The sequence below is a fragment of the Enterococcus alishanensis genome (genome assembly GCF_019218635.1).
Taxonomy (GTDB): domain Bacteria; phylum Bacillota; class Bacilli; order Lactobacillales; family Enterococcaceae; genus Enterococcus_A; species Enterococcus_A alishanensis.
In genome coordinates this window covers 343,518-355,988 of the sequence record NZ_JAHUZB010000004.1, presented here as the reverse complement: position 1 = coordinate 355,988, position 12,471 = coordinate 343,518, and the positions used below count along the sequence as shown (strand labels likewise).

The window sequence follows — 12,471 nt, the reverse complement described above, 5'->3', positions numbered from 1 at the left end:
GAACTAATCAAAAAGAGGAGCAAGAAAAATGAGAAAGCTCAGTCAGTGGCTAAAGAAGCATGCTACCTTAATTAAAATTATCTTTTTTGGCATCGTCTTGTTCTTCGTTGCCAATCAAGTCCGCAATATTGCTCATGGAATGAGCTTTCAGGATATTTTACTGCGCATCAAAGGGCAAAACCGCTGGGCGTTATTAGGAATGCTTATCGCTGGACTAGCGGGACTTTTGCCAATGGTCTTATATGATCGGGTGGCTGAAAAAAGTTTGGTAAATATGGGCAGTCAAAAATTAACTAAGCGAGATTTTTTAGTTGCCGCTTGGACGACAAATACAATTAATAATTTAGCTGGTTTTGGTGGAGTGATTGGGGCGAGTTTGCGAGCTAATTTTTATGGTAAAGGCTTGGAACGAAAAAAAGTGATTGCTACGGTGTCCAAAATTGCTTTGTTTATGCTCAGTGGGCTTTCACTGTTAGCTTTAGTAACTTCCTTAGATTTAATTGCATTCCGGCATAATAATCCTTTTTATCATTATCGTTGGTGGCTGTTATTAGGTGGTTTTTTCGCTCCTGTTTTATTGACGTTTATTTATAATCGTCGAAAAACTTTGTTTAAAGAATTTCGCGCGCGTTGGTTGGCCGAGTTAGTTGCCGCTTCGACTGGTCAATGGCTAGGAGCCTTGTCGGTCTTTTTAGTTGTCGGCTATTTGATGCAACTAGATTTTTCAATAGTTGATGTTTATCCCATGTTTGTGATTGCGACTGGATTAGGCATGCTGACGATGGTTCCTGGTGGTGCGGGAACTTTTGATGTCATGATGATTTTAGGGTTAGGACATTTAGGGTTAAGTCAAAGTAGTGCCGTGGTTTGGATTTTGTTTTATCGGATTTTTTATTATTTCATTCCTTTTGTAACGGGTATTATTATTTATTTAACCAATACTAGTGTGAAATTAAATCGTTATTTTGACAATTTGCCGCGGCTTCTATCACAAAAATTTGCCCACACTTGTTTAGTCGTTGCGGTATATTTTGCTGGAACTATGATGATTTTGTTATCTACCTTTACGAATCTATCTAATCTGAGCCGTTTATTTGAAATTGTCTTGCCTTTTTCTTTTAATTTCTTAGATCAGACGTTGAATTTATTAATTGGTTTTTTATTATTAGGATTGGCGCGAGGTATTTCACAAAAGGTTGAGAAAGCCTTTTGGCCCACCATCGCTTTGCTGATTTTTGGGATTGTAAATACGGTCTCTCGAACAGCTTCGGTTCGATTGATTACTGTATATGTAATTATTTTATTGATTGTCTGGGCTTCGCGCAAAGAATTTTATCGGCAAAGCTTTGCTTATTCTTGGGGAGCAATTGTGACGGATGGTTTGCTATTTGGTATTCTGTTAGTTATTTACGCTGTGGCGGGCTATCATAGTGGCCAAATTTGGAGCAGTCAGGCTTTTGCTAGTAAATATTTTGCTTTTCCTTCTGAAGATATTTGGATTTCTGGCATGTTAGGTGTCGTTTTATCCATTATTTGTTTAGCCACTTTATATCAATTTTTGACGACTAAAAAAGAAATAGTTGGTGAGAAATGGGACGAAGAACGGTTCAATCATTTGCAAAAACTGTATGGTGGAACGGCAGCCAGTCATTATTTACGTCTGTCAGGCTATAGCTATTTTTATTATCAAGAAAATGGTGCGGATCAAATGATGTTTGGTTTTCAACCGCGAGCAAATAAGTGCTTCGTTTTAGGTGATCCGTTAGGCAATCCTGAAAAGTGGCAAGCTGCCACGATTGCCTTTATGGAATATGTCGATAAATTAGGCTATCAATTAGCTTTTTATAAGATTTCAGAAGAATATGTTTTGCTGTTACATGATTTAGGTTTTCACTTTGACAAAATTGGCGAAACTGGCGTAACTGATTTTTCTCGTCATCATCAAGAAGTATTTTCAGACCGCTTTGGTTTTGAGCGTTTGGCTAAATTAGGCTATCAATTCCAATATTATCAACAACCAACAGATGCCTTATTGTCGGATTTGGTGAAAATTTCTGATGAGTGGTTAAATGGTGAAAAGGAAAAACACTTTTCAGTAGGTCGTTTCGATAAACAGTATTTAAAAACTAGCGGTATTGGAGTGGCTTTAAATCCTGAAGGTGAGCTAGTCGGTTTTATTAGCCAACAACCAATTACAAAAGAAATTGTTTCTTATGACTTGCTGCGCTACAAAAAAGATTTGCCTAATGAGCTGTCTACCTTTTTGAAGTTGCATTTAATGGATCAATTACATCAAATGGGTTTTAAGGAAGTTTATCAAGGTATGGCTCCGTTAGCAAAAGTAGGAGAAACTTCTTTTGCTTTCTTAGGTGAAAGAGTAATGAACTTGATTTATAAATACGGCCATTCATTTTATGATTTCCAACAAGTTACAGAAGAAAAAAATCCTTACGTTGATTATTGGCGACCTCGTTATTTTGCTTACATGAAATCCAGTAGTTTTGTTTTTTCTGCCAGTCAGCTATTAATTTTAATTGGTCGTGGGAAAGATAAAGCAACACCATTATCAGAAGAAATGATTGAATTATAAGGAGGTTCTGATAGATGAGCATTGCTCATCTTTATCAGACCTTTTTTTATGGAGGCCGAACTATACTTTTTTAGGAGGCTATGCTAAAATTTTCTAATGATAAAATTAGACAGGTGAGAAGATGGAAATCATTGAAAAAGCACCAGCAAAAATAAATCTGGGTTTAGATATTTTAGGTAAACGTCCAGATGGTTTACATGAATTGTCGATGGTGATGGCTTCGATTGATTTAGCAGATCGGTTATATTTAGAAGAAATTGCCGAAGATAAAATCGTGATTGAAACCAATAAGGCATTTTTGCCAACCGATAAAAAAAACCATGTTTATGAAGCCTTGGAGTTAGTTAAAAACCGATTCCAAATTCAGACTGGTCTACATGTGAAAATTCAAAAAAAGATTCCCGTTGCAGCTGGTTTAGGTGGCGGATCAACAGACTCGGCAGCAGCTTTGCGCGCAATTAATCGTCTATGGTCGTTGAACTTGACGACAGCAGAATTGGCGCAGTTAGGAGCTGAAGTAGGTTCAGATGTGCCATATTGTGTCTACGGAAAAACTTCTTTAGTAGAAGGTTTTGGTGAAAAAGTGACCGTTTTGCCGCCGATGCCGCAATGTTGGGTAGTGGTAGTGAAACCGCGGATGAGTGTATCGACGCGAACGGTTTTTTCACAAATCGTGATGGATCAATTACATCATCCCGATATTTCAGCTTTAGTGGCGGCGATTGAAGCCAATGACTATCAAGCAATGACGGAAAACTTAGGTAACTCGATGGAAGCTGTCACTATCAAAAAGCATCCGATTATTCAGCAAATCAAAGACCGTATGGTGAAATATGGTGCTGATGCCGCTATGATGAGTGGATCAGGTCCGACCGTTTACGGCTTATGCCATAAATATTCTCGGGCGCAGCATGTCATGAATGCTTTAAAAGGCTTTTGTGATGAAGTTTATTTAGTTCGAACCTTAAAGTAAGCTTGGGGATTTCCTCAAGCTTTTTTATTATTGAGAATTGATAGCTATGGATAGGCCATGGAGATAAAATTTTTAGGAGGCATTTTATGTTCATTGATGAAATCAGACTTCAAACTAATTTTTCTAATGAATATCCTTACACTTTACCAGTTGTCCAAGCACTTAGTAAAAATTCGTTGAAGCTCAATCAACCAATTAGTTTTTTTGCTGGTGAAAATGGCTCTGGAAAATCAACGTTATTGGAAGCTATTGCGATTTCTTTCGGGATGAATCCTGAAGGTGGGACAAAGAATTTCAACTTTTCCACTTATGACAGCCACTCTGAACTCCATGAATTTCTGACTTTAGTCCGAAAAGGGCTAATTCCCAAAGTTAGCTTCTTTTTACGAGCAGAAAATTACTATAATCTTGCTTCAGAAGTAGAAGAATTAGGATTATCTACTTATTATGGAAAAACAGCCTTACACAAAATGTCTCATGGTGAAGGAATGCTGTCTATCATTTCTAATCGCTTTGGTCCCAACGGTCTGTATATTTTAGACGAGCCGGAGTCTGGGCTTTCGGTATCTAGACAGATGACGTTACTAAGAGAAATTCTTTTATTGAGTAAACAGAACTGTCAATTTTTGATTGCCACTCATTCACCTGTTTTATTGGCAGCACCGGGAGTAACCATTTTTGATAGCAATAATGAAATGAAGAAAATTGATTACCAAACTACTGATGCTTATAAAGATATGAAGCTTTTTTTGGATAATCCTGAGCGCATGACTTTTTATTTGGAGCAAGAATAAAATTTTTTATTTATCTCCGATAAAAGTCCATAACAATTTCAAATTTTATTAAAATATGCTGAGTAGTAATTTTCTTTAAATTTTAAAAAAATAATTAAGGATCTGCTGAGATAGCTTAATTATCTTTATTAAAATAACGTAAATTCGATTACATGTTTATCTGTTTATATGAATAATAAAACATATAAATTACGATTTATCAGTGTTTATGAGTCTCAAAACGTAAATTTTACGATTTGAGTTGACTAATAAGAAAACGTCTGTTAAATTATTCTTTGTCTAAAAGATAAGGATGGGTGAATAATGAAAAAACATAAAGGATTTCTTTTTTTATTACTTGTGATAGTATCATTAGTGCTGACTGCCTGTGGCGCGCAAGAAAATAGTCAAAATAGTGATGGAAGTAAATTAAAAATCATCGCGACTTTTTATCCAATGTATGAATTTACCAAGGAAGTAGCTGGTGACAAAGCAGATGTGGAATTATTAATTCCGGCGGGAACAGAACCTCATGATTTTGAACCCTCCGCTAAAGATTTGGCTAAAATTTCGGAAGCCGATGCTTTTGTTTATAACAGTCCTGAGTTAGAAACATGGACGGATCATTTAACTGACAGTGTTGACACGAAGAAAACAACCGTGATTGAAGCTTCTAAAGGAATCGATTTGATGGAGGGCTCGGAAGAAGAGCATGATCATGAAGGTGAAGCAGCCGATCATGAAGAAGAGCATCAACATGATTTAGACCCACACGTTTGGTTGGATCCTGTTTTAGCCATTAAAGAAGTCGAAAATATTCAAGCTGAATTAAGTAAAAAAGATCCTGACAACAAGTCAGCATACGAAAAGAATGCTGCTGCTTATATTGAGAAATTAAATCAATTAAATACTAAATATCAAGATGCTTTTCAAAATGCTAGTAACAAAACTTTTGTTACCCAACATGCGGCCTTTGGTTATTTAGCAAAACAATATGGCTTAACCCAAGAAGCTATTGCCGGAATTTCCCCTGATCAAGAACCTTCACCAAGTCGTTTAGGCGAGTTGAAAGATTATGTAGAAGAACACAATGTTAGCGTGATTTATTTTGAAGAAAATGCTTCCTCAAAAGTGGCGGAAACCCTCTCCAATGAGACTGGTGTAAAACTAGCTGTCTTAAATCCGCTGGAAAGTTTAACTAACAAACAAATCAAAGCTGGCGAAAATTACATTTCAGTCATGGAAGAAAATTTAGTTGCCTTACAAGAAACAATTAAATAAGTAGTTTTACCGGTGTTTCCATCAGGGAATACCGGTCTTATTTACAGAAAGGATAAAAAAATGTCATACATAGAAGTTGAAAATTTGTCGTTTTATTATGATGACGAACCCGTTTTGGAAAATGTCTCTTATCATGTAGACCCAGGAGAATTTGTCATTCTAACAGGAGAAAACGGGGCAGCGAAGTCTACGTTAGTGAAAGCGACCTTAGGAATTTTGAAACCCCATAGCGGAAAAGTCACAATTGCTAAAACTAATAAAGATGGAGGCAAACTTAGTGTTGGCTATATTCCCCAACAAGTAGCTTCCTTTAATGCAGGTTTTCCTAGTACTGTCTACGAATTAGTCAGCTCTGGTCGTTATCCTCAAGGCAAATGGTTTAAAAAATTAAGTGCCAGAGATCATGAACATACTAAAAAGGCCTTGGAATCTGTTGGCTTGTGGAATATGCGTCACAAACGAATCGGCGAATTATCTGGCGGACAAAAACAACGGATTAATATTGCCCGCATTTTTGCGAAAGATCCTGATTTATTTGTCTTAGATGAACCAACTACTGGAATGGATGAAAGTTCACGCAATGATTTTTATGCGTTGCTAAAACATGCAGCTCATCGTCATGATAAAAGTATTTTGATGATTACCCACGACCATGAAGATACTAAAAAATATATTGATCGCCAAATTCGTTTGGTGCGAAAGGAGGATTCTCAATGGCGTTGCTTTCATATGAGTTCATGAGAAGAGCCTTTTTGGCGGCGATTTTTATTGCTGGGATTGCGCCAATGTTGGGGGTTTTTCTAGTCATTCGCCGCCAATCTTTAATGGCGGATACTTTGTCTCATGTATCTTTAGCTGGTGTGGCATTAGGCTTTTTCTTTAATTTAAATCCTACAGTAACAACGCTATTAGTTGTTATTATTGCAGCCATTTTGATGGAATACTTACAAAGCATGTACCGAGGTTATTCCGAAATTTCGATTGCTATTTTGATGGCCTCAGGTTTAGCTTTGGCATTAGTTTTAATGAGTTTGGCACCAGGTAGTTCGGCTGTGAGTATTCAATCATATTTATTTGGCTCAATTGTCACATTGACTTGGATGCAAGTAGTTTTCTTAGGAGTTTTATTAGTAGTCATTGGTGTATTATTTATTTTGTTTAAACGTCCAATGTATGTGCTAACCTTTGACCAAGATATTGCGGCTGTCGATGGTTTACCAGTTGTAAAAATGTCGATGATTTTCAATATTGTAACGGGGATTGCGATTGCAGTAATGATTCCGATTGCCGGTGCTTTGTTAGTTTCAGCGATTATGGTCTTACCGGCAGCGACCGGAATGCGGATGGGAAAAAGTTTTAATGCGGTTATTTTCATTAGTATTATTATAGGCTTTATCGGAATGGTAGGTGGATTAACTTCTTCTTATTATTTAGATACACCGCCGGGAGCAACGATTACTTTGAGTTTTGTCTTCTTATTTTTACTGATGTTAGTGGTACGTCGCGTAAAAATTTTATACCAACGTAAACAAAAGCAATATTAAATAGTCGATGAAAAGTTTCCAACAAAATAGGTTGGAAGCTTTTTTTATAGGTGAAAATGAGAAGAAAACGAAAGATTTCCTGATATTTTTCGTTCATTATTAATAAATTACGAACTTTGTATAAATTTATCTCGCTATTTCTCGCTTTTTCTCATCAAAACCCTTATAATGAGAAACGATAAAAAATTGAACAGGAGTGACAATGTGTGAAAGTTCGTCGTAGTGAACGATTGATCGATATGACTCAATATTTATTAGAACACCCCCATGACTTGATTCCCTTAACTTTTTTTGCGGAGCGTTATGGTTCAGCCAAATCTTCAATCAGTGAAGATTTAGCGATCGTCAAAAAAACATTTAAAGAGCGGGGCAATGGCTATTTAGCCACCATTCCTGGTGCAGCCGGTGGAGTCGTTTATACGCCTAGCATTAGCGAAGAGGAAGCTAGCCAATACATTGCTTCTTTAGCGGAAACTTTGTCAGAGGAAGATCGTTTATTACCTGGTGGTTATGTATATTTATCTGATATGTTAGGGCAACCAGATTTATTACGGATGGTTGGTAGAATTATTGCCGCGCAATACATCAACGAAGATGTGGATGCAGTAATGACTGTAGCAACTAAAGGTGTACCGATTGCTCAAGCAGTTTCTTATTATTTGAACGCACCTTTTGTGATTGTCCGTCGTGACTCAAAAATTACTGAAGGCGCAACTGTTAGCGTCAATTATGTATCAGGCTCTTCTGAACGGATTGAAAAGATGGAATTATCAAAACGCAGCTTGCGGCGTGGTTCAAAAGTATTAATCGTAGATGACTTCATGAAAGGCGGCGGGACCGTCAATGGTATGAAGAGCTTAATTGAAGAATTTGAAGCAGAATTAGTGGGTATCACTGTTTTTGCCGAATCTAAATTCAAAGGGGAACGAGCTATTTCTGATTACCGCTCGTTACTTTATGTAAAAGATGTTGATACTGCAACAAAAACTATTACAGTTGTCCCTGGCAATTGTTTTTCAAAAGAATAAAGCAATAGAGCAGGGACAAAAGTTCACTGCTCTTCTTTTAGTTAATTGAAAAAACGGATTATCTAAGCTAAACTGAAAGAAATAGAAAATATTTAGGAGCGATTATTTTGGAAAAGCGATACACGATTATTTTAGCGGCCGGTAAAGGAACCCGCATGAAATCGAAATTATATAAAGTTTTACATCCAGTAGCTGGTAAGCCGATGGTAGAACACATTATTGAACGAGTAATCGAAACAAAACCGTCAGAAATTGTGACTGTCGTTGGTCATGGCGCGGAAAAAGTCAAAGAACAATTAGGCGATCGAACTGAGTACGTGGTTCAAGAAGAACAATTGGGTACTGGTCACGCAGTGATGCAAGCGGCTGAATTTTTAAAAGGGAAAAAAGGGACGACTTTAGTCATTAGTGGAGATACACCGCTATTGACCAGTCAAACTATTGATCACTTATTTGATTATCACCAAGGAAAAAAAGCTAGCGCAACAATTTTGACGGCCCATGCTGATGATCCAACTAGCTATGGTCGTATTATTCGCGATCACGTGGGAATTGTTGAAAAAATCGTGGAGCAAAAAGATGCTACGCCAGAAGAAATTCGCATCCAAGAAATTAATACTGGGACTTATTGTTTTGACAATGAAGCTTTATTTGATGCTTTAGAAAAAATCGGAACAAATAATGCCCAAGGAGAATACTACTTAACTGACATTATTGAAATTTTAAAAGCCGATGGCAAAACCGTTGCGGCTTATCAAACGGAAGATTTTGAAGAATCAATTGGGGTGAATGATCGATTGGCATTAGCTGAAGCCAATCGGATTATGCGCCGCCGTATTAATCAGATGCATATGGTAAATGGGGTTAGCTTTATTGACCCAGCGACGACTTATATTGATGCGGGGGTTGAGATTGGTTCTGATACAATTATTGAAGCTGGCGTACAAATTCAAGGAAAAACAGTGATTGGTTCTGATGTAGTTATAGGTGCCCATTCGAAAATTGTCGATAGTATTGTTGAAGACAACGTTGAAATCAAACAGTCTGTAATTGAAGAAGCGATTGTCCGGAAAAATGCTGATGTTGGTCCTTATGCACATTTACGTCCACAGGCTGAAATCGGTGAAAAAGCCCATATTGGTAATTTTGTTGAAATTAAAAAAGCCAAAATTGGTGAAAATACCAAAGTCGGTCATTTAACTTATGTGGGAGACGCTGTTTTAGGAGAAGATATTAATGTCGGTTGTGGCGTTGTTTTTGTCAACTACGATGGGAAAAACAAACATCAAACGGTTATTGGAGATCACGTCTTTATCGGCTCAAGTACTAATTTAGTAGCACCATTAATGATTGAAAAAAATAGTGTGGTTGCGGCTGGCTCGACGATTACCGAAGATGTCAAGGAAGGCGATTTAGCAATTGGTCGGGCTCGACAAGTCAATAAGAGTGGTTATGCTAGTCATTTGCCTTTTTAGGTAGAAAAAACATTTTTGATTTTTAAAAATAGGCTAGTTTTTTAGCCGCAATAGTTTATAATCGTATTCGTATGCATAATAGAAAGTGGAGGTTCCCATGTCAAAACATTATTTTGATCCAAGATTGAAAATTTTCGCTTTAAGTTCTAACCGTCCGTTAGCCGAAAAAATTGCGGAAGAAGTCGGTGTTGAACTAGGTAACAGCTCTGTTACGAAATTTAGTGATGGTGAAATTCAAGTTAACATTGAAGAAAGTATTCGTGGCTCACATGTCTATGTGATTCAATCAACGAGTGCCCCTGTCAACGATAATTTAATGGAACTTTTAATCATGATTGATGCTTTAAAACGTGCCAGTGCTAAAACGATTAATGTCGTAATGCCATATTATGGTTACGCTCGTCAAGACCGTAAAGCGCGTGCCCGTGAACCGATTACAGCTAAATTAGTGGCAAATATGATCGAAAAAGCTGGTGCAACTCGCCTATTAACATTAGACTTACATGCCTCTCAAATTCAAGGTTTCTTTGATATTCCAGTGGATCATTTAATGGGTGCACCATTAATTGCTAACTATTTCTTAGAAAAAAATATTTGTGGTGACGATGTAGTTGTTGTTTCTCCCGACCATGGTGGAGTGACTCGTGCCCGAAAATTAGCAGAATTTTTGAAATCACCAATTGCGATTATTGATAAACGCCGACCAAAAGCCAATGTGGCAGAAGTCATGAATATTATCGGTAATGTTGAAGGTAAAACTTGTGTGATTATCGATGACATGATTGATACTGCAGGAACGGTAACTTTAGCAGCCAATGCGTTAAGAGAAGCCGGCGCAGTGAGTGTTTACGCTTCATGTACACATCCTGTTTTATCAGGTCCAGCAATGCAACGAATTTCTGATTCAGCCATCGAACATTTAGTTGTAACAGACTCAATCTTTTTATCAGATGAACGCAAAATCGACAAAATCGATGAAATTTCTGTGGGTATTTTAATGGGAGATGCAATTAAACGCATCCATGAAAACAAACCAGTTAGTCCATTATTTGAAAAGAAATTCTAATAAATTATTTACTCTGTCAGATGCCTGGCAGAGTTTTTTTGACCAAAAAAATCGACTGCCAGAAAGACAGTCGATCATAAGATTATTTATTGACAAAATTTTTCTCATCGTAGATTTTACGTAGATTCATGTAAAGTGGCACTAGATCTTCGTTGGTGTAATCAATTTGGAAGATCTTTAGATTTGGTTTTTCTTTTTGTAAAATAGAAGAAGAAGTAATAATCAAATCATAGTCATCGCGAGCTGAAGTATCATAAGCTTCGGCATCAACAAAACGTAAATCTTCTAAAAACTGATAAATGTCTCGGACAAAGATGGCGTTATGCTCTAAGGCAACTGCAACTTTTAAATTGTCCGAATATGGAAATTGATTAAAGTAAGGTAGTAATAATTGTTTAAATGATTTTCCTAATAAACCGTGAATTGAGTTTATAAAGTTAAAGCTTGGATTTTCAGTAGCACTTTGCATGAAATTCATGATATTTTGTTCTAAGACATAACCACCTTGGGTTTGATTTTTAGCAGGCGCAAAAACCAAGCTAGTAATATTTGGAAATGGTTGGCGGTAAACAAAGAAAGTAAAGGTAATATTTAATAAATTACCAATAATCAAAGGATCATCCATGACGCCAGGTTTATCTGGGAACAAGACTTTTTTAGCAAAGGAACGAAATTCGTTTACAAAATCATTGACTGCGTTTGGTCGTGCAGAGAAATCGTGAATCGCTTGTTTTAAGCTACTATCTTCTCGAATAGTGTAGAAAGGTGCATAATGAGCAATGAAGTAAATAAAACTTGATTCCCCTTTTAATTGTCTAGGAGTCATTTCAAAATTCACTAAATCTTTTAATGAAGAGAAATCATAATAAGGATTGTCTTTCATCAAGAAATTATAACGAGGATCATACTTGGCAAAGTTTTGCTTGCTGACCCGGGCTAAGAATAGAGCACCAAATAAACGCAATTCCCGTGTACCAAAATAAGTCCGTGATAATGGGAAATAATGACTATAGTGATTAATTAATGAATCTAATATTTCTGTATCTATATTAAGAGGAATATCAATTCCGCGAGTCCCTAACCATAAAATATCAAATAAAGCCATTCGGATGAGACGTTCGTCACCTGACATACCCGCTTCCGTATAGGTAAAACGAATATTGAAATGTTTTAGATGTTTTTTTAAATTGTCGATTTTACGGGAAACAGTTGAGCGACTAACGAAGTATTTTTCACAGAATTTTTCAATGGTAGGCTCTTCTTCATTCAAGAAATATAAGATATACTGAAAGGGTACCGCTTTTTTAAGCAAGTGATAACGATATTCGTCAACCGATATTTTGATGTTTTGAATGTTGACTTTACCAGCTCTCATCATGATCTCTTTATGATCAGATTCAATTTCTTTCAATTCTTCTTCAATCTCGTTTAATTCAATAACGCTTTGTTGATAGTTTAGCTCCATGTCTTCAGACAATTGACTAATGGATAGAACGGGTTTTTCTGTTTTCAGTAAGTATTTGAAAATGTTGAATCGTAATAAGAGCGATGGATCCAACATTAACTCTTCGTATAACATATAGTATCCTCCTTGATATGTGTCACTAAATAATAACCATATTTAATTTAGTAACATTGTACTGTATTTTATATAAACTGTCTTGTTTAACACTTATAGAATAATGAATTATCAGTAATATTCTGATAAAAAAAATGGAATTGTGACTTTGTAATTTTAAGA

At 36.4% G+C, this 12,471-nt stretch carries 10 protein-coding genes; 9 read left to right on the top strand and 1 reads right to left on the bottom strand.

The window, feature by feature from the left end; genetic code table 11:
• The first annotated feature begins 28 nt into the window (after nucleotides 1-28).
• The 9 genes from mprF (at nucleotide 29) to KUA55_RS12015 (ending at nucleotide 10,730) form a co-directional block, all read left to right on the top strand.
• Entirely contained in the window at nucleotides 29-2,590 is a 2,562-nt protein-coding gene (mprF, locus tag KUA55_RS12055) for a bifunctional lysylphosphatidylglycerol flippase/synthetase MprF (RefSeq protein WP_218326593.1), read from the top strand.
• A gap of 121 nt (nucleotides 2,591-2,711) precedes the next feature.
• Nucleotides 2,712-3,563 carry a 4-(cytidine 5'-diphospho)-2-C-methyl-D-erythritol kinase gene (gene ispE, locus KUA55_RS12050; protein WP_218326591.1) on the top strand — a complete coding sequence of 284 codons (852 nt, stop codon included), beginning with the start codon at nucleotides 2,712-2,714 and terminating at the stop codon, nucleotides 3,561-3,563.
• Nucleotides 3,564-3,649: 86 nt separating this feature from the next.
• Nucleotides 3,650-4,357 carry an AAA family ATPase gene (locus KUA55_RS12045; RefSeq protein ID WP_218326589.1) on the top strand — a complete coding sequence of 236 codons (708 nt, stop codon included), beginning with the start codon at nucleotides 3,650-3,652 and terminating at the stop codon, nucleotides 4,355-4,357.
• Between the two features lie 303 nt (nucleotides 4,358-4,660).
• Entirely contained in the window at nucleotides 4,661-5,617 is a 957-nt protein-coding gene (locus KUA55_RS12040; RefSeq protein WP_218326587.1) for a metal ABC transporter substrate-binding protein, read from the top strand.
• Nucleotides 5,618-5,677: 60 nt separating this feature from the next.
• Nucleotides 5,678-6,358, top strand: coding sequence for a metal ABC transporter ATP-binding protein (locus KUA55_RS12035; RefSeq protein WP_218326586.1), 681 nt, complete (start codon nucleotides 5,678-5,680; stop codon nucleotides 6,356-6,358).
• Complete coding sequence (locus tag KUA55_RS12030; RefSeq protein ID WP_218326584.1) at nucleotides 6,331-7,161, top strand: metal ABC transporter permease; 831 nt, start codon at nucleotides 6,331-6,333, stop codon at nucleotides 7,159-7,161. Before KUA55_RS12035 ends, KUA55_RS12030 begins: the two co-directional genes overlap by 28 nt.
• A 206-nt stretch (nucleotides 7,162-7,367) precedes the next feature.
• The gene (purR, locus tag KUA55_RS12025; protein WP_218326582.1) at nucleotides 7,368-8,189 is read left to right on the top strand and encodes a pur operon repressor; all 822 of its coding nucleotides are present in this window, start codon (nucleotides 7,368-7,370) and stop codon (nucleotides 8,187-8,189) included.
• 107 nt (nucleotides 8,190-8,296) lie between these two features.
• The gene (glmU, locus tag KUA55_RS12020) at nucleotides 8,297-9,664 is read left to right on the top strand and encodes a bifunctional UDP-N-acetylglucosamine diphosphorylase/glucosamine-1-phosphate N-acetyltransferase GlmU (RefSeq protein WP_218326581.1); all 1,368 of its coding nucleotides are present in this window, start codon (nucleotides 8,297-8,299) and stop codon (nucleotides 9,662-9,664) included.
• Between the two features lie 97 nt (nucleotides 9,665-9,761).
• Nucleotides 9,762-10,730: a ribose-phosphate diphosphokinase gene (locus tag KUA55_RS12015; protein ID WP_218326580.1), complete on the top strand. Its 969-nt coding sequence runs from the start codon at nucleotides 9,762-9,764 to the stop codon at nucleotides 10,728-10,730.
• 82 nt (nucleotides 10,731-10,812) lie between these two features.
• Here the strand turns inward: KUA55_RS12015 and KUA55_RS12010 are convergent, their stop codons facing one another.
• Nucleotides 10,813-12,309 (bottom strand): helix-turn-helix domain-containing protein, encoded by a 1,497-nt coding sequence (locus KUA55_RS12010; RefSeq protein ID WP_218326579.1) that lies wholly within the window; start codon nucleotides 12,307-12,309, stop codon nucleotides 10,813-10,815.
• Between the last annotated feature and the right edge of the window lie 162 nt (nucleotides 12,310-12,471).